The organism is Nocardioides albertanoniae, assembly GCF_006716315.1.
Lineage (GTDB): Bacteria > Actinomycetota > Actinomycetes > Propionibacteriales > Nocardioidaceae > Nocardioides > Nocardioides albertanoniae.
The window spans coordinates 4,734,104-4,751,041 of record NZ_VFOV01000001.1 but is presented as its reverse complement, the minus strand read 5'-3'; the positions used below and the strand labels follow the sequence as shown (position 1 = coordinate 4,751,041).

Here is a 16,938-nt window from a genome sequence, read left to right as displayed (position 1 = left end):
TCAGGCCGTCGTCGATGACGGCGCGGGGTGGTTCGAGTCGGCGGCGGTGCGGCCGTCCTGGTGGTAGACCGAGCGCCAGACGTGGTTGCGCAGGGCCGCGAACTCGGGGCTGAGCCGGAACTCCTCCGTACGCGGGTAGGGGATGTCCACGTCGACCACGTCGTAGATCCGTCCCGGCCGGGCGGCCATCACGATGACGCGATTGGCGAGGAAGACCGCCTCGTCGACGTCGTGGGTGATGAACAGGACGGTGCGCTGCTCCTTGCTCCACGTGTCGAGGAGCTGCTCCTGGAGCTTCACCCTGGTGAGTGCGTCGAGCGCGCCGAACGGCTCGTCCATCAAGAGGATCGAGGGGTTGACGGCGTACGCGCGAGCGATCGCGCAGCGCTGGCGCATGCCGCCGGAGAGCATCTTGGGCAGTGCGTCGGCGAACTGCTCGAGCCCGACCATCTCGACGAAGTGCTGTGCCCGCTCCTGGCGCTCCGCCTTGGCCACGCGCGCCGTCTTCAGCCCGAACTCGACGTTCTGGCGGACCGTCAGCCAGGGGAAGAGCGCGTACTGCTGGAAGATGACGCCACGTTCCGGCCCGGGCCCGGAGACGACAGCACCGTCGACGAGCGCCTGCCCCTCGGTGGGATCGTCGAGTCCGGCCAGGATGTTGAGCAGCGTGCTCTTGCCGCAGCCGGAGGGGCCTACGACGGTGACGAACTCGTTGTCGGCGATGTCGAGGGAGACACCGTCCAGCGCGGTGAAGGTCTCCTTGCCGAGGGCGAACGTCTTGGCAACGTCCTTGAGGGAGATCTTGGGGGTGATCATCGGCGCTCCTGCCATCCGGTGAGCTTGCGTTCTGCCATCAAGAGAATTCGGTCCATGACCAGGCCGAGGATCCCGATCGTGATGAGCCCGACGAAGATCGTGGGCAGGTCGTAGTAGAGCTGCGCGTTCTGCATCCGGAAGCCGAGGCCTTCCTGGGCGGCGATCAGCTCGGCAGCGACCAACGTCGCCCAGGCCGACCCGAGCCCCACCCGCATCCCGACCAGGATGAACGGCGTGGTGGCCGGCACGACCACCCGCAGGAAGATGCCGGCGTCGCGGGCACCGAGCACGCGGGCGGCGTTGACCAAGGTGCGGTCGATGTTGACCACGCCCTGGTACGTCGAGATCACGCAGACGAGGAAGGCGGCCAGGAAGATCACGAAGATCTTGGGCGGCTCGCCGATCCCCATCAGCACGATGGCCAGCGGGATGATGGCCAGCGGCGGGATGGTGCGGAAGAACTGCACCCAGGGCTCGACGAGCCCGCGAGCGATGCCGTACCAACCCATGAGGAAGCCGACCGGGATCGCGAGCGCGGTGCCCAGCACGAAACCGGCCAGCACCCGACCCAGGCTGGCCGCGATGTCGTCGAGCAGCGTCCCGTTCGAGAGGAGCGTGCCCGCGCGCGAGACCACCTCGGGTGGGGTCGGAAGACTGAGGCCGGCCGCGGCCAGCGCCCACCACAGGGCGATGCCGAGCCCGATGGACACGGTGTTCAGCGCGAGCGGGAGCCCGCGCCGCCGCGTACTCGCCGACGCACTGCGTCCGCCCTCGCCGGTACGGCTGGTACGGCCGGTCTGGACGCTCTGCTCACTGAGCACGGCCATGAGCCACTCCTCTTCTCGTCGTTGTGCCCCGCTCGATCGACGCCGGCCTGGATGCGGCATCGGAGGCCTCGGGATAGCCCGCCAGGATCGGTGAGCTGTGGAACAGCGCGGCGAGTGCGCCGAGCGCACCGTCGTCGTCCAGGAGCTGCGCGCCGCGCACCACCGGCGTCGTCGCACCGGGGAAGTTCTCGAACGCGACGGTGGCGGCCGCCTGCTGCACCACGGCCGGCGCGATCCGGGTGATCTCGCCGCCGATCACGATGTTGGCCGGGTTGAGCACCATCGATGCCGCTCCCAGCACCCGCCCGACGGCGGCACCGGCCTCTCGAACGACCCTGTCCGCGGTCGGGTGGGAGCGCTCGATCGCGGCTCCCAGATCGTCGAGGTCATCGATGAGGAGGCCCTGGTCGCGGCAGGCGGCGAGGATGGCCGGAACCGACGCCACGGTCTCGACGCAGCCCCTCTTGCCGCACCGGCACTCCAGGCCGTTGGGGTCCACCGTGACGTGCCCCAGCTCACCGGCCAGCCCCGACGAGCCGGCGACCAGGCGACCGCCGACCACCAGGCCTCCGCCGACGCCGTCGGAGAGTCGCACGTAGAGGAGGTCGTCGACCGAGCTGCTGCCGAAGGTGACTTCGGCGAGCGCGGCCAGGCGGCTGTTGTTGTCGACGATGACCGGGGCTCCGAACCGGTTCGCGAACTCGGCCTGTGCGGAGGCGGTGTCGCTGGCCGCGACCGAGCTGTGCGGTGCCAGGAGCAGGACCCCCGGAGCTGCCGTGTAGGGCCCCGGCACCCCGATGCCGATGCCCTGCAGCGCGCCGTAGTGAACTCCGGACTCCGCGGCGAGGCGGTCGAGGAGCCGGAACGCCGCGTCCAGCCGGATCGGCCAAGCGGTGTCGTCGTCGTACCGTTCCGACCCGGACACGACGATCTCGTGCGAGGCGTCCGCGACGGCGACCTGTACGCGGCGATGGCCGAAGTCGACGCCCATGAACTGCCCGGAGGCGGGGTCCAGGGCGAGGCGTTCAGCCGGCCGACCGCTGCCCTCCCGCTTGGCCGCGTCGGTGTCGACCACCACGAGGGCACCCCGTTGCAACAGGTCGCCGGTGATCTCGGAGAGGGTCGTGCGCGACAGCCCGACGGCTCGCGCGATCTCGCCCCGGCTCAACGCGCCCTGCTCGCGCAGGACGCGCAGGACGCGCTCTTCGTGAGTTCGTCTCACGAGTACATGCACTCCAGCGTGCGTTGCCATCCCGCCAAACTAGGGAGGGTGCGTTTTTCCGGCAACACCCCGACAAAAAGATTCGACGATTCGTCCGAACCAATGCCGAAAAGAGCTCCATGACTGCTGAAAAGGACCTTTTTGTCGTGGGTTCACTGTCGGAATGAGTCGGCCTAAGGTCTCCTCGCAGGCGGGGCACGGCGCCTCGTGCGGAGCAGGAGGGATGAGCCTGATGAGCGGTTTCGAGAAAGGATTACGCGTCGAGCGACGGTCCGTGCTGGCCGGTCTCGCCGCTGGAGCCATCGGGGCGTCGGGCCCGTTAGCAGGATCGGTCGCGGGCGCTGCCACCTCCGCCGCGACCGCGGCGACCGAGGCAGCGCAGGCGCGGCGGCACCCGCCGAGCTGGCCCGACCTCGAGCCGTACGGACTCGCGGACACCCGACCGGACCTGTGGCCCCGCGACGACAACTCCTTCATCCTCCCGTTGGAGCTCCGTCCACGTGATGAGGAGCGCGGCCAGGTCTGGATACGCGACACCTACGTCAACTGCTTCGTGGTCGACGGACGCCCGCTCTACGTCGCCACCGGGACCTCCCGTGTGCCCGAGCTCGACAAGGCCGCCCCGTGGAACGACGGGATCTTCGTGTGGGTCGCCCCGTCGCTGCGGGGGCCGTGGAGGCTGGTCGACACGACCGGGATCCGGCCCGACGCGGAGAAGGGCAAGGTCTGGTCTCCGGAGTTCACTGCCGAGAACCGGCCCGGACGCACGGTCGTCGCTCCGTGGCAGGAGTACTGGTACGACGACCGGTTCGGCAAGCGGGGACAGGTGTGGGCCCCGGAGCTGCATCTCCACCGCGGCACCTGGTACATCGTCGCGTGCATGGGAGACCACTCCCGCAAGGTCGGTTCGTTCATGCTGGTCAGCGAGGGCGGGATCGAGGGCCCGTACCGGCTCGTGGAGGGCAGTCTCGAGAAGCCGTTCGGCGACCCGGTGCCGGGCGGCCCGTCGTTCGTCGAGCCCGGCGCCTACCACCACATCGACGGCGGCCTCTTCGCCGAGGACGGCGACGCGTGGCTCGTCCTGCACAACGACCACTACGCGAGGTTCCGGGACGACATGGAGGACATCGTCCCCACGACGAACCTCCCCGCGTTCCGGCAGACCGCGTACTCGCCTGAGCCCTACCTCGAAGGGGCGCAGGTGTTCGAGCACGAGGGCAGGTACTACCTCCTCCACGCTGCCTGGGATCGGAGCTCGACCGACGCGGACGGCGGCACCCGATACGCCTACGACCCACCAGGCCCGGGCCGCACCCAGTATCAGTACGACGCCATCCTCGCCGTCGCGGACAGCTTCGAGGGCCCGTACTCGCGCCGGTGGACCGCAGGTGTCGGCGCCGGCCACAACAACATCTTCAGGGACCGCGCCGGCTCGCTGTGGGCGACGTTCTTCCGTAACCCGAACGCCGGCTACTGGGCCGACCCCGCCCGGATCGCCGACGCCGCCGTGCCCGGAGTCGTGCGGCTCGAGAGGGCCGGCGTCGACGGGAGCCGCCTCTACGTGCAGCGCCGAACATAGCGGTCGGCGTGTCCGTTGCCGTGTCGTCGCTGAGGCCTTCGGTTCCTGTGGGAAGGCGCACCGAATGTGAAGGATCCGGTAGCAGTGGGGGAGAATGCACGGGTGCCTGACGACATCTCACCCCTGTCCGCAGCGGCATCCGAAGCTCTCTTCGCCCGGGCGAAGACCGTGACGCCGGGCGGCGTGAACTCGCCCGTGCGCGCGTTCAACGCCGTCGGCGGGACGCCGCGGTTCATCCGGGAGGCGAAGGGAGCGTGGCTCACCGACGTCGACGGCAACGACTACGTCGACCTGATCTGCTCCTGGGGCCCGATGCTGCTGGGCCACGCCCATCCGGAGGTCCAGGCGGCGGTGCTCGAGGCGGTCACGCGCGGCACCTCGTTCGGCACGCCGACCACGCCCGAGGTCGAGCTCGCCGAGGAGATCGTGAGCAGGGCTCCGGTCGAGAAGGTGCGGTTCGTCAGCAGCGGCACCGAGGCGACGATGTCGGCCATCCGGCTGGCGCGCGGGTTCACCGGGCGCGACGTGATCCTCAAGTTCGCCGGCAACTACCACGGGCACGTCGACTCGCTGCTGGCCAGCGCCGGCTCCGGGCTGGTCACCCACGCCATCCCCGGCACTCCGGGCGTGCCCGAGAGCAGCACCGAGCTCACCGTCGTGCTTCCCTACAACGACCGCGCGGCCGTCACCGCCGCCTTCGAGAGCTACCGGGACCGGGTCGCCTGCCTGATCACCGAGGCCTCGCCGGGCAACATGGGCATCGTGCCGCCCGAGCCCGGGTTCAACGAGTTCCTGGCGACCACCTGTCGCGACAACGGTGCCCTGTTCATCTCCGACGAGGTGATGACCGGGTTCCGGGCCGGCAAGCAGGGTCAGTGGGGCCTCGACGGCAAGAGCGAGGGCTGGGCGCCCGACCTGGTCACCTTCGGCAAGGTCATGGGCGGCGGCTTCCCGGCGGCGGCCTTCGGCGGCCGCGCCGACGTGATGGGCTCGCTGAGCCCCGACGGGCCGGTCTACCAGGCCGGCACGCTGTCGGGGAACCCCGTCGCGACCACCGCCGGCCTCACCACGCTGCGCCTGGCGACCGACGAGGTCTACGACCACATCTCCCAGGCGGCCGAGACGGTCAAGGCGGCGATCGTGGAGACCTTCACCAAGGCCGGTCTCCCGCACGTCGTCCAGGCCACCGGCACGATGTTCTCCGTCTTCTTCGCCGAGGGGCCGGTGCGCAACTTCGAGGAGGCCAAGACCACCGACGAGGCGGCGTACAAGGCCTTCTTCCACGCCATGCTCGACCAGGGCGTCTACCTGCCGCCGAGCGCCTACGAGGCGTGGTTCCTCTCCTCCGCCCACGACGAGCGGGCCGTCTCCCAGATCACCGAGGCGCTTCCGTACGCCGCCGAGGCTGCTGCAAAGGAGCTGTCATGAACGCGAAGGGCACGAGCAACGAGACCACCGTCCACCTGCTGCGGCACGGTGAGGTGCACAACCCCGACGGCATCCTCTACGGGCGCCGTCCGGGCTACAACCTCTCCGAGCTCGGCCTGAAGATGGCCGACCGTGTCGCCGAGGAGATCGGTGAGCGAGACATCACCCACATCGTCTCGAGCCCGCTCGAGCGAGCCCAGCAGACCGCCGGCCCGCTGGCGCAGGCGCGTGGCCTCGAGATCTCGCTCGACGAGCGGGTGCTGGAGTCGGAGAACCTCTTCGTGGGCAAGAGCTTCCGTGACGGCCTCGGCCCGCTGCGCGACCCCAAGGTCTGGCCGAAGCTGATCAACCCGCTCAAGCCGTCGTGGGGCGAGCCCTACCTCGAGATCGTGGCCAGGATGATGTCGGCGATCTACGACGCGCGCGACGCGGCGCGCGGCCACGAGGCCGTCATCGTCTCCCATCAGCTGCCGATCTGGACCACCCGGCTCAACATCGAGGGCCGCAGCTTCCTCCATGACCCGCGCAAGCGGGAGTGCGCGCTGTGCTCGCTGACCTCGCTCCACTTCGTCGACAACGAGTTCGTCGCGCTCTCCTACAGCGAGCCGGCCGGCGACATGCTTCCGGCGAAGGACAAGTACGCGCCGTTCTCGGCCGGCGACGCTCCGGAAGGCTCGGGCCCCGAGGCCTCCGTCGACGATTAAGAGGCTCTCAGTTTTGTCAGGAAGAGTCTGGGGTGTGAACCAGAAGAGTGGCCGCGGCATCCCGGTGCGTGTAGTGCTCGCGCTGGCGATGGTCGGGCTGCTCGCCGCGTGCGGGCAGAACGGCACCAACGAGGCCGGCTACATCTCCGGCGACGGCCGCACCCAGGAGATCCCGGTCGCCGATCGCGGCGAACCGGTCGAGATCACCGGCAAGACGCTGGAGGGCAAGCCGTTCGACCTCGCCGACACGCGTGGCAAGGTCACCGTGCTCAACGTGTGGTGGACCGGGTGCGCGCCGTGCCGCAAGGAGATGCCGATGCTCCAGGCCGCCAACGAGGAGCTCGGTGACGAGGTCGCCTTCGTGGGCCTCAACACCCGCGACGCCTCGGCGGCGCAGGGCCAGGCCTTCGAGCGCCACTACGGCGTCGAGTATCCCTCGGTCTACTCACCCGACGGCGCTGCCGTGCTCGCGCTGAAGGGCTCGCTGGCGCCCCGGGCCATCCCCGCCACCGCGATCCTCGACACCCAGGGACGTGTGGCGGCTCTGATCCGCGGGGAGATCCCCTCGGCTCGTACGCTCGACACGCTCATCACCGCGGCGGGCTCCGGCGGCAAGGACCCGGCATGACCGACTGGTTCGCGAGCACCGCCGGGAGCGGGTCGCTGCTGCTGGCGATCCCGGTCGCGCTCCTGGCCGGGTTCCTCTCCTTCGTCTCGCCGTGCACGCTGCCGATGCTGCCGGGATACCTCTCCTACGCCACCGGCCTGTCCGGCGCCGACCTCGCCTCCGGTGACGTACGCCGCGGCCGCATGCTCGCGGGGTCGCTGCTGTTCGTCGCCGGGTTCTCCGTGGTCTTCGTGCTGCTCGGGGTCACCGTAGGCGGGATCGCCTACAAGCTGCTCGCCTTCCAGGAGACCGGCACCAAGGTCCTCGGGGTGCTCTCGATCGTCATGGGCATCGCGTTCATGGGCTTCATCCCGCTGCTGCAGCGCGACCTGAAGTTCCACAAGGTGCCGGCGGTCGGGCTGGCCGCCGCGCCGCTGCTGGGCTTCCTGTTCGGGCTGGCCTGGACTCCGTGCACCGGGCCGACGCTCGGTGTCATCACCGGCCTCGCCTGGGATCAGGGCACCGCCGCCCGTGGTGGTCTGCTGCTCGCCGTCTACGCGCTCGGTCTCGGCATCCCGTTCGTGCTGGTCGCGGTGATGTGGCGACAGGCGACGGTCGCGCTGAGCTGGTTCCGCCGCCACACCCGCGCGATCACGATCGTCGGCGGCGTGCTGATGATCCTGATCGGCGTCGCCATGCTCACCGGATGGTGGGACAACGGCGTCCAATGGCTCCAGGTGCAGCTCGTCCAGCGCTGGGAAGGCATCGCACTGTGAACGACGACTCTCGCCGCCCGGGCGAGCTCAACGCCCGCGAGCTGGCCCGCTGGGGCTGGCGCCAGCTGACCTCGATGCGTACGGCACTGATCCTGCTGCTGCTGCTCGCCCTGGCCGCGGTGCCGGGCTCGCTGATCCCGCAGGACGGGGTCGACTCGCTCAAGGCCGACCAGTGGCGCGAGGCGCACACGACGCTGACCCCGATCTACAAGACGCTCGGGCTCTTCAACGTCTACTCCACGCCGTGGTTCGCCGCCATCTACCTGCTGCTGATGGTCTCGCTGGTCGGCTGCATCATCCCGCGCTGCCTGGTCTACGCGAAGGCGATGCGCGCGCAGCCGCCGGCGACCCCGGGCAAGCTGACCCGGCTGCCCGACTCCGACTCGTACGTCACCGACCAGGAGCCCGAGGAGGTGCTCGCCGCGGCGCGCAAGCAGCTTCGCGGCTATCGCATCCGCAAGGCCGACGACGGCGAGTCCGTGAGCGCCGAGAAGGGCTATCTGCGTGAGGCCGGCAACCTGATCTTCCACATGTCGCTGATCATCGTGCTGGTCGCGTTCGCGACCGGGAGCCTGTTCGGCTACAAGGGCGGCGTGATCGTGCTCGTGGGGGAGGAGTTCGGCTTCGCCAACGAGATGTCGCAGTACGACGACTTCAAGCCGGGCTCGCTCTTCGCGCCCGAGGACCTCGACGACTTCACCTTCAAGATCGGCGACTTCAAGGCCGACTGGCTGACCACGGGTGCCGGCGCGGGCACGGCGCGCGGCTTCGAGTCGCACATCCGCTACACCGAGGGCTCCGCGAAGGCGAAGGACTACAAGCTCAAGGTCAACCACCCGCTGACCGTCGGCGGCACCGACGTCTTCCTGCTCGCCCATGGCTACGCACCGGTGATCACGGTGCGCGACGGCAACGGCGACGTGGCCTACTCGGGGCCGACGGTCTTCCTCCCGCAGAGCCAGAACCTGCTCTCCTTCGGTGTCGTGAAGGCGCCGTACGCCTCTCCCGAGGAGATCGGCTTCCAGGGGCTTTTCTACCCCTTCGAGGGCACCGCCGACGGCGAGCCCGTCAACCTCACCGGTGACATCGGCGACGGCAAGCACGCGATGCTGTCGCTGCAGGGTTTCCGGGGCGACCTCAACCTCGACTCCGGCCCGCAGTCGGTCTATTCGCTCGACACCTCCAAGGCCAACATGATGTCGCCCGACGAGTCCGGGAAGGCGTTCAACCTGCGGCTGGGGGACACGGTCGAGCTGCCCGACGGGCTCGGCTCGGTCTCCTTCGACGACGTCCAGCAGTGGAACCGGGTGCAGATCTCGAAGTCGCCCGGCAAGGAATGGGCGCTGCTCGGCGTCTCCCTGGCACTGGTGGGGCTGCTCGGGTCGCTCTTCATCCGCTCCCGCCGGGTCTGGGTTCGCGCCCGCCGAGTCGATGGGGGCACACTGGTCGAGGTCGCCGCGCTCGACCGCTCCGGCGGTGGAGACACCGCGGCCGTCGTCGCCGGTCTCGTGGAGACGTTGCGAGGCGGGCGAGCTGCGGACCAGCCGCAGACAGCACACGAGGAGAACCGATGACTGACCACACCTGGGGCGTTCTCAGCGACCAGGCCATCTCGGCGGCCGGGGTCGTCTACTTCCTGGCGCTGCTCTGTGCGCTGGTCGAGTGGTCGGCGTGGCTCTCGAGCGCGAAGGCCTCTGTCGCGGAGAAGGAGCTCGTCGGCGCCGGCGCGCCCACCGACTCCGCCGACTCCGCTGACTCCGTCGGGTCGGCTGCGGGCCTGGCCGATGCCGCGCGCGAGCGGCGAGCCGAGCTCTTCGGTCGCCTCAGCGTGCTGCTGACGGGCATCGCGGTGCTCTGCCACCTGGTGGCGCTGGTGGGTCGCGGGATGGCCGCCGACCCCAACCGGGTGCCGTGGGGCAACATGTACGAGTTCACGATCTCGGGCTCGTTCGTGGTCGCCGCTGCGTACGTCGTGCTCTACCGCCGTCTCAAGCTGGCCTGGATGGCGCCGTGGGTGCTCGGGTTCGTCGTGGTCGTGCTGATGCTGGCCGTGGTCGGCCTCTACGAGCCGGTCGCTCCGCTGACCGAGGCGCTCAACTCCTACTGGCTCGTCATCCACGTCGTCGCCGCGATCATCGCGACCGGTGGTTTCACGCTGGGAGGCATCGCCTCGGCGGCCTACCTCTTCAAGGCCCGCTTCCCCGACGCGACGATCCTGGCGCGGGTGCCCGACCTGGGCACGCTCGACCGGATCTCCTACCGCATCCACGCCTTCGCGTTCCCGATCTGGACCTTCGGGGTGCTGATCTCGGGTCCGATCTGGGCCCACGACGCCTGGGGCTCCTACTGGAACTGGGACCCCAAGGAGGTCTGGGCGTTCATCACCTGGGTCGTCTACGCCGGCTACCTCCACGCCCGCGCCACCGCCGGGTGGAAGGGCAAGAAGGCCGCGACCGTCGCGCTGATCGGGGTGGCCACGCTGTGGTTCAACTTCGTCGGCATCAACTACTTCTCCTCGACCTCGCAGCACTCGTACGCCGCCCCGGCCGGTCCGGTGGACGAGCAGGTCGAGATCACCGTCCCCGTGGGAGTCTGAGCATGAAAGAGTTCTGGATCTACACCGGTCTGCGGCTGCTGTCGCTGGTCGCGACCTTCGGCATCGTGGCGGGCATCTGGTCGCTCGTCGCCGGCGAGGTCAACATCTTCTACTCGGTGATCCTGGCGTTCCTGATCAGCGGCGCGCTCTCCTTCTTCGTGCTCGACCCGCAGCGTCGGGCGCTCGCCGAGAAGGTCGAGGCCCGCGCCGCGAAGGCGGTCGAGGCCTCCCGCGCCAAGGAAGACTCCGAGATCGACGGTGAGCCGACCGGCGAAGGCGATAGCCAGAAGGTCTCCTGACCTGTTAGACAACGATCATGGCGATCGTTCACAAGGCCACCCTCACGCCGTCGAAGGCCGAGATCTTCGGTGCCTGGCTGGCCGACCAGCCGTGGCGACCGGGTGACCTGAGCCGCCTGATCGGGGGCTACCGGTTCGACGACCCGGCCGGCAAGGTCGGGATCGAGTGCGTGCTCCTCGACGCCGGCGACTCCGTCGTCCACCTCCCGGTCACCTACCGCGAGGCGCCGCTCGAGGGCGCCGAAGACTTCCGGCTGTCGACCTGCGAGCACTCCGCGCTCGGCACCCGCTACGTCTACGACGCCTGCGCCGACCCGGTGGCCGTGCGGGTGCTCCTGACCGCCGCGCTCACCGGCGCGAGCCAGGAGCCGATCGACGTCTACGACGAGAGCGGTTTCGTCGAGCGCCGTGATGCCGTCGTCACTGCCGTCGGCTCCGGGTCGCGACCACGCAACGCGGCGCCCTCCTTCGACGGCGTGACCATCCGTTCTCACGGTGCCGAGACCCACGTCGAGGCGGGCAGCTTCGCGATCGTGGTCAAGCGCCTCGTCGACGGATCCGCCGCTGACGGCGACGAGTCGATCGACGTCGCCTGGCCCGGCGGGTCAGGTGCTCTGGTCGGCGTACGTCACCTGTGAACCATCGGCTCTCGGCTCTGCCGTGAGCCTGCTGTGAGCCCGCCGTGAGCGATTGCTCCGCCGGGCCCCGCGCGGGTCCTGCGGGCGACCGCTCGGACGGCTCTCGCGAGACGGGCGCCACACGGGGTGAACGCTTCGCTACCCCCGCGATCACTTAGTCACGAGTCGGAAACATCCCCGTTCGACTCTTGACGCGTTCGGCGTCGAAGGTGCAGCCTGTGCCGATGTGAGCGTTCACATCGTGATCTGGCTCACCCCGAGACCGGCCCGTGGCCGCAGACGAAATGGAGCAGGTAAGTGCGCAAGCTACTCACCACGATCACCGCGGCGGCGCTTGCGCTCGGCCTGGCGGCATGCGGCGGCGACGGCGGCGGCGATGGTGACAAGGGCACCATCGGTGTGGCCATGCCGACCAAGTCGTCCGAGCGTTGGATCGCCGACGGCAACAACATCAAGAAGGAGCTGGAGGCAGAGGGTTACAAGGTCGACCTGCAGTATGCCGAGGACGACATCCCGACCCAGGTCTCCCAGGTCGAGAACATGGTGACCAAGGGCGTCGACGTCCTGGTGGTCGCCGCCATCGACGGCACCGCGCTCGGCGAGGTGCTCGACACCGCCGACTCCCAGGAGATCCCGGTGATCAGCTACGACCGCCTCATCCTGGGCACCGAGGCCGTCGACTACTACTCGACCTTCGACAACTACGAGGTCGGCAAGCAGCAGGCCACCTCGCTGGTCGAGGGCCTGAAGGCGAAGGGCAAGGGGCCCTACAACGTCGAGCTCTTCGCGGGTTCGCCGGACGACAACAACGCCGACTACTTCTGGGACGGCGCCATGACGGTGCTCGAGCCGCTGATCAAGTCCGGCGAGATCGTCATCCCGTCCGGCCAGACCGACTTCAAGCAGGTCGCGATCCTGCGCTGGGACCCGGCCACCGCGCAGAAGCGCATGGAGGACCTCCTCACCAAGACGTACGCCTCGAAGAAGGTCCAGGGCGTGCTCTCGCCCTACGACGGTCTCTCGCTCGGCATCATCGCCGCCCTCAAGGGCAACGGCTACACCGCCGCCGACCTGCCGATCATCACCGGCCAGGACGCCGAGGTGCAGTCGGTGAAGTCGATCGCAGCCGGTGAGCAGTACTCCACGATCTTCAAGGACACCCGCAAGCTCGCGCAGGTGACCCTCGACATGATCATCGCCGTCGGTGAGGGCAAGGAGCCCGAGGTCAACGACACCGAGACCTACGACAACGGCAAGAAGGTCGTGCCGTCGAACGTCCTGGAGATCGTCCCGGTGAAGAAGGACAACATCCAGAAGGTGCTGGTCGACTCCAAGTACTACACCGCCGACGAGATCAAGTAGCGCCACACGGCTGGGCCCGGCGATCCGCCGGGCCCAGCCTGTTGGGCGTCCCGCGAGCGCCAGGTCAGCCTCGTGGGCCGAGAAGTCAGGAACGACATGACCTCACCGATCCTGGAGATGCGCGGCATCACCAAGGAGTTTCCCGGCGTCAAGGCGCTCGCCGACGTCAACCTCGTCGTCAACCGCGGTGACATCCACGCCATCTGCGGCGAGAACGGAGCCGGCAAGAGCACCCTGATGAAGGTGCTCAGCGGCGTCTACCCCCACGGGACGTACGCCGGCGAGATCGTCTTCGAGGGCACGCCCGCGACGTTCGGCAACATCCGGCAGAGCGAGGCCGCCGGCATCGTCATCATCCATCAGGAGCTCGCCCTCATCCCCGAGCTCTCGATCGCGGAGAACATCTTCCTCGGCAACGAGACCGCCAAGCGCGGCGTCATCGACTGGGGCCGCGCCAACCGTGACGCCATCGACCTGCTCGCGCGGGTCGGCCTGCGCGAGAACCCGCTGACGCCGGTCAAGAACCTCGGCATCGGCAAGCAGCAGCTCGTCGAGATCGCCAAGGCGCTCTCGAAGGAGGTCAAGCTGCTCATCCTCGACGAGCCGACCGCCGCCCTCAACGACGACGACTCCCAGCACCTGCTCGCGCTGCTGGAGGGGCTGAAGGAGAAGGGGATCACCTCGATCATGATCAGCCACAAGCTGAACGAGATCGAGCAGATCGCCGACGAGATCACCATCCTCCGCGACGGCCAGAGCATCGAGACCCTCTCCGTCGCCGCCGGTGGTGTCGACGAGGACCGGATCATCCGCGGGATGGTCGGCCGTGATCTCGACAACCGCTTCCCCGACCACACCCCAGCCATCGGCGATGTGCTCTTCGAGGTGCGTGACTGGACGGTCATGCACCCCCAGGACAGCCACCGCGAGGTCATCCGGCAGGCCAACCTCTCTGTGCGTGCCGGCGAGATCGTCGGCATCGCCGGGATGATGGGCGCCGGACGCACCGAGCTGGCGCGGTCGATCTTCGGACGCTCCTACGGATCGCGGACCTCCGGCTCGCTGGTCCTGGACGGAGCCGAGCTGCACCTCAGCACGGTCACCCAGGCGATCGATGCGGGCATCGCGTACGTCTCCGAGGACCGCAAGGGCCTCGGGCTCAACCTGATCGACGACATCAAGACCTCGGTGACGTCGGCCGCGCTGAAGAAGCTGCGCGCCGGGCTCGTCGTCGACGAGCACAAGGAGGTCGTGGTCGCCGAGAGCTACCGCAAGAACCTCAACATCAAGGCGCCCTCGATCACCGCCGGGGTCGGCAAGCTGTCGGGAGGCAACCAGCAGAAGGTGGTGCTGTCCAAGTGGATGTACACCGACCCGAAGCTGCTGATCCTCGACGAGCCGACCCGAGGCATCGATGTCGGCGCCAAGTACGAGATCTACGGGATCATCCAGGAGCTCGCCCGCAGCGGTCGCGGGGTCCTGGTGATCTCTTCCGAGCTGCCTGAGCTGCTCGGACTGTGTGATCGCATCTACACCCTCGCCGAGGGCGTGATCACCCATGAGTTCGACCGCTCAGAGGCCACCCAGGAGTCCCTGATGCGCTACATGACCGCGGACGCGAGGAAGTAACCCCCGATGAATGCCCTGCTCAACACACTGCGCGGGAACGTCCGCCAGTACGGGATGATCATCGCTCTGGCGGCGATCGTCATCCTCTTCCAGCTCTCCACCGAAGGCGTGCTGCTCAAGCCGCTCAACGTCTCCAACCTGGTCGTCCAGAACGCCCAGATCCTGATCCTGGCCATCGGCATGGTGATCGTGATCGTGGCGCGCCACATCGACCTCTCGGTCGGCTCCGTGGCCGCCTTCGTCGGCGCCGCGTCGGCGATCATGATGACGCAGTACAGCGTGCCGTGGTGGCTGGCCGTCTTCCTCGGCCTGCTGCTCGGCACCGCCATCGGCGCCTGGCACGGCTTCTGGGTGGCGTACGTCGGGATCCCGGCGTTCATCGTGACGCTGGCCTCGATGCTGCTCTTCCGCGGTCTGACGCTGGTCGTGCTCAAGGGCGCGACCGTCGGTGGCCTGCCCGACCAGTTCAAGGCCATCGGCAACGGCTTCCTGCCCGAGATCGGGCCGGACACCGGGCTGCACAACCTGACCCTCCTCATCGCGGTGGCAGCCGTCGGGGTGCTGATCTTCCTCGAGGTGCGGCGCCGCTCTGCCCAGGCTGCCTACAACTTCGACGTGCTGCCCTTCCCGCTGTTCATGGTGAAGCTGGCGCTGCTGACGATCGTGATCATGTACTTCGCCTACCTGCTCGCCGACGCTCGCGGACTGCCGATCGTCGGCCTGATCCTGGCCGGGCTGATCGTGGCCTACACGTTCATCATGAACAAGACGGTCTTCGGCCGGCACGTCTACGCGATCGGCGGCAACGTCGACGCGGCGACCATGTCGGGCGTCAACACCAAGCGCGTCGACTTCCTGGTCATGACCAACATGGGGCTGCTCGCGGGTCTGGCCGGTCTGGTGACCACCGCCCGTCTGACCGCGGCCAACCCCAAGGCCGGCGTCAACTTCGAGCTCGACGCGATCGCCGCCGCCTTCATCGGTGGCGCGGCCGTCACCGGCGGCGTCGGCACCGTCGTCGGCGCGATCATCGGCGGCCTCGTCATGGGTGTGCTCAACAACGGCATGTCGCTGCTCGGTGTCTCCATCGACTGGCAGCAGGCCATCAAGGGCCTGGTGCTCCTGCTCGCCGTCGCGTTCGACGTGTGGAACAAGCGCCGCACGGCCGGGTCCGGAGGCGCCGGTGCCGAGGCCGCCGAGCCCAGCGCCCCGCCGCCCGACGAGCTCGCCGAGGAGATCGACGCCATGGGCGCCGAGCTCAGCGTCGACGCCGACAGCGACTCTTCGAAGACCTGATCCACCTCCCCCCCCACCCCACGACCCCCGCCTCCCTCCCTCCCCAGGCGGGGGTCGCTGGGTTTTCGGGGTCGGCGGCTCGTGTAACACGCTGTTCGTAGGACTATCCGGTCGTTCAGATAGGGCGAGTAGTCCTACGAACGACGTGTTACAGCCCAGCCGCACCCGCCTCCGGCGGCAGGTGTTGAATAGCCCCGTGGCAAACACCGCTCAGTGGCTCGAGGGAGCCCGTCCCCGCACACTCCCAGCGGCGCTCGCGCCGGTCATCGCCGGGACGGGGGTGGCTGCGTACGCCGGTGGGCTGGTCTGGTGGAAGGCGCTGCTCGCGCTCGTGGTGTCGCTGGCGCTGCAGGTGGCGGTCAACTACGCCAACGACTACTCCGACGGCATCCGGGGCACCGACGACGAGCGGGTGGGCCCCCTGCGGCTGACCGGCTCCGGCCTGGCGAAGCCGGCGGCGGTCAAGCGCGCCGCCTTCATCGCCTTCGGTGTCGCCGCGGTGGCCGGCCTCGTGCTGGCGCTGACCTCGGCGTGGTGGCTGGTCGTGGTGGGTCTGGTCTGCATGATCGCGGCCTGGTACTACACCGGCGGCTCGCACCCCTATGGCTACGCCGGCCTCGGCGAGGTCATGGTCTTCGTCTTCTTCGGCCTCGTCGCGGTCGTCGGCACCACGTTCGTGCAGACCGAGACCTGGGAGTGGGGCGCGCTGTGGGCGGGCGTCGGCATCGGTGCCGTCACCTCCGCCCTCCTCGTCGCCAACAATCTCCGCGACATCCCCGGCGACACCGAGTCGGGCAAGGTCACCCTGGCCGTGCGGCTCGGTGACGCGCGCACCCGCTGGCTCTACGCCGCCCTGGTGGCCCTGGCCGCGGCCGCGGTCGTGCTCGTCGCCCTGACTACCTCGTGGTGGGCGCTGCTCGGCCTCGGCTTCCTCGTCGTCGCCGCACAGGGTGTGCGCACCGTGCTCGATCGCGCCAACCTCGGCCCCCGCCTGATCCCCGCCCTCCAGCAGACCGGCCTGGCCACCCTGGTGTGGGGGCTGCTGGTCGGACTGCCGCTGCTGTTCGTCTGAGCTGCTCGGAGAGGCTGTAACACGTCGTTCGTAGGACTATCCGGTCGTTCTCATAGGGCGAGTAGTCCTACGAACGACGTGTTACAT

The 16,938-nt window shown here is 68.8% G+C and carries 16 protein-coding genes; 13 read left to right on the top strand and 3 right to left on the bottom strand.

Annotated features, from left to right (window positions below; translation table 11 throughout):
* The 3 genes from FB381_RS22760 to FB381_RS22750 are packed head-to-tail and all read right to left on the bottom strand — an operon-like array spanning position 1 to position 2,865.
* Complete coding sequence (locus tag FB381_RS22760) at positions 1-816, bottom strand: ABC transporter ATP-binding protein (protein WP_141782350.1); 816 nt, start codon at positions 814-816, stop codon at positions 1-3.
* Positions 813-1,643, bottom strand: coding sequence for an ABC transporter permease (locus FB381_RS22755; protein ID WP_141782349.1), 831 nt, complete (start codon positions 1,641-1,643; stop codon positions 813-815). Before FB381_RS22755 ends, FB381_RS22760 begins: the two co-directional genes overlap by 4 nt.
* Positions 1,627-2,865 (bottom strand): ROK family transcriptional regulator, encoded by a 1,239-nt coding sequence (locus tag FB381_RS22750; protein WP_246088274.1) that lies wholly within the window; start codon positions 2,863-2,865, stop codon positions 1,627-1,629. The genes FB381_RS22755 and FB381_RS22750 overlap by 17 nt, the downstream gene beginning before the upstream one ends.
* A 232-nt stretch (positions 2,866-3,097) precedes the next feature.
* Between FB381_RS22750 and FB381_RS22745 the strand changes: the two genes are divergently transcribed.
* From FB381_RS22745 to FB381_RS22685, 13 genes are all read left to right on the top strand, one after another.
* Positions 3,098-4,444 carry a family 43 glycosylhydrolase gene (locus FB381_RS22745; protein ID WP_141782347.1) on the top strand — a complete coding sequence of 449 codons (1,347 nt, stop codon included), beginning with the start codon at positions 3,098-3,100 and terminating at the stop codon, positions 4,442-4,444.
* A 102-nt stretch (positions 4,445-4,546) separates the two neighbouring features.
* Positions 4,547-5,872 carry a glutamate-1-semialdehyde 2,1-aminomutase gene (gene hemL, locus FB381_RS22740; RefSeq protein ID WP_141782346.1) on the top strand — a complete coding sequence of 442 codons (1,326 nt, stop codon included), beginning with the start codon at positions 4,547-4,549 and terminating at the stop codon, positions 5,870-5,872.
* Positions 5,869-6,576 carry a histidine phosphatase family protein gene (locus FB381_RS22735; protein ID WP_141782345.1) on the top strand — a complete coding sequence of 236 codons (708 nt, stop codon included), beginning with the start codon at positions 5,869-5,871 and terminating at the stop codon, positions 6,574-6,576. The genes hemL and FB381_RS22735 overlap by 4 nt, the downstream gene beginning before the upstream one ends.
* A 34-nt stretch (positions 6,577-6,610) precedes the next feature.
* Entirely contained in the window at positions 6,611-7,204 is a 594-nt protein-coding gene (locus tag FB381_RS22730) for a TlpA family protein disulfide reductase (protein ID WP_246088273.1), read from the top strand.
* Complete coding sequence (locus FB381_RS22725) at positions 7,201-7,959, top strand: cytochrome c biogenesis CcdA family protein (protein WP_141782344.1); 759 nt, start codon at positions 7,201-7,203, stop codon at positions 7,957-7,959. The genes FB381_RS22730 and FB381_RS22725 overlap by 4 nt, the downstream gene beginning before the upstream one ends.
* Complete coding sequence (gene resB / locus FB381_RS22720; RefSeq protein WP_246088272.1) at positions 7,956-9,533, top strand: cytochrome c biogenesis protein ResB; 1,578 nt, start codon at positions 7,956-7,958, stop codon at positions 9,531-9,533. The genes FB381_RS22725 and resB overlap by 4 nt, the downstream gene beginning before the upstream one ends.
* The gene (gene ccsB, locus FB381_RS22715) at positions 9,530-10,555 is read left to right on the top strand and encodes a c-type cytochrome biogenesis protein CcsB (RefSeq protein ID WP_141782342.1); all 1,026 of its coding nucleotides are present in this window, start codon (positions 9,530-9,532) and stop codon (positions 10,553-10,555) included. Before resB ends, ccsB begins: the two co-directional genes overlap by 4 nt.
* 2 nt (positions 10,556-10,557) lie before the next feature.
* Positions 10,558-10,854: a DUF4229 domain-containing protein gene (locus FB381_RS22710; protein WP_141782341.1), complete on the top strand. Its 297-nt coding sequence runs from the start codon at positions 10,558-10,560 to the stop codon at positions 10,852-10,854.
* Between the two features lie 17 nt (positions 10,855-10,871).
* Positions 10,872-11,492, top strand: coding sequence for a maltokinase N-terminal cap-like domain-containing protein (locus tag FB381_RS22705; RefSeq protein WP_141782340.1), 621 nt, complete (start codon positions 10,872-10,874; stop codon positions 11,490-11,492).
* A gap of 297 nt (positions 11,493-11,789) precedes the next feature.
* Complete coding sequence (gene chvE, locus FB381_RS22700) at positions 11,790-12,854, top strand: multiple monosaccharide ABC transporter substrate-binding protein (RefSeq protein WP_141782339.1); 1,065 nt, start codon at positions 11,790-11,792, stop codon at positions 12,852-12,854.
* 96 nt (positions 12,855-12,950) lie between these two features.
* Positions 12,951-14,483, top strand: coding sequence for a multiple monosaccharide ABC transporter ATP-binding protein (gene mmsA, locus FB381_RS22695; RefSeq protein WP_141782338.1), 1,533 nt, complete (start codon positions 12,951-12,953; stop codon positions 14,481-14,483).
* 6 nt (positions 14,484-14,489) lie between these two features.
* Entirely contained in the window at positions 14,490-15,779 is a 1,290-nt protein-coding gene (gene mmsB / locus FB381_RS22690; protein WP_141782337.1) for a multiple monosaccharide ABC transporter permease, read from the top strand.
* Positions 15,780-15,975: 196 nt separating this feature from the next.
* Complete coding sequence (locus FB381_RS22685) at positions 15,976-16,851, top strand: 1,4-dihydroxy-2-naphthoate polyprenyltransferase (protein ID WP_141782336.1); 876 nt, start codon at positions 15,976-15,978, stop codon at positions 16,849-16,851.
* The last annotated feature ends 87 nt before the right edge of the window (positions 16,852-16,938 follow it).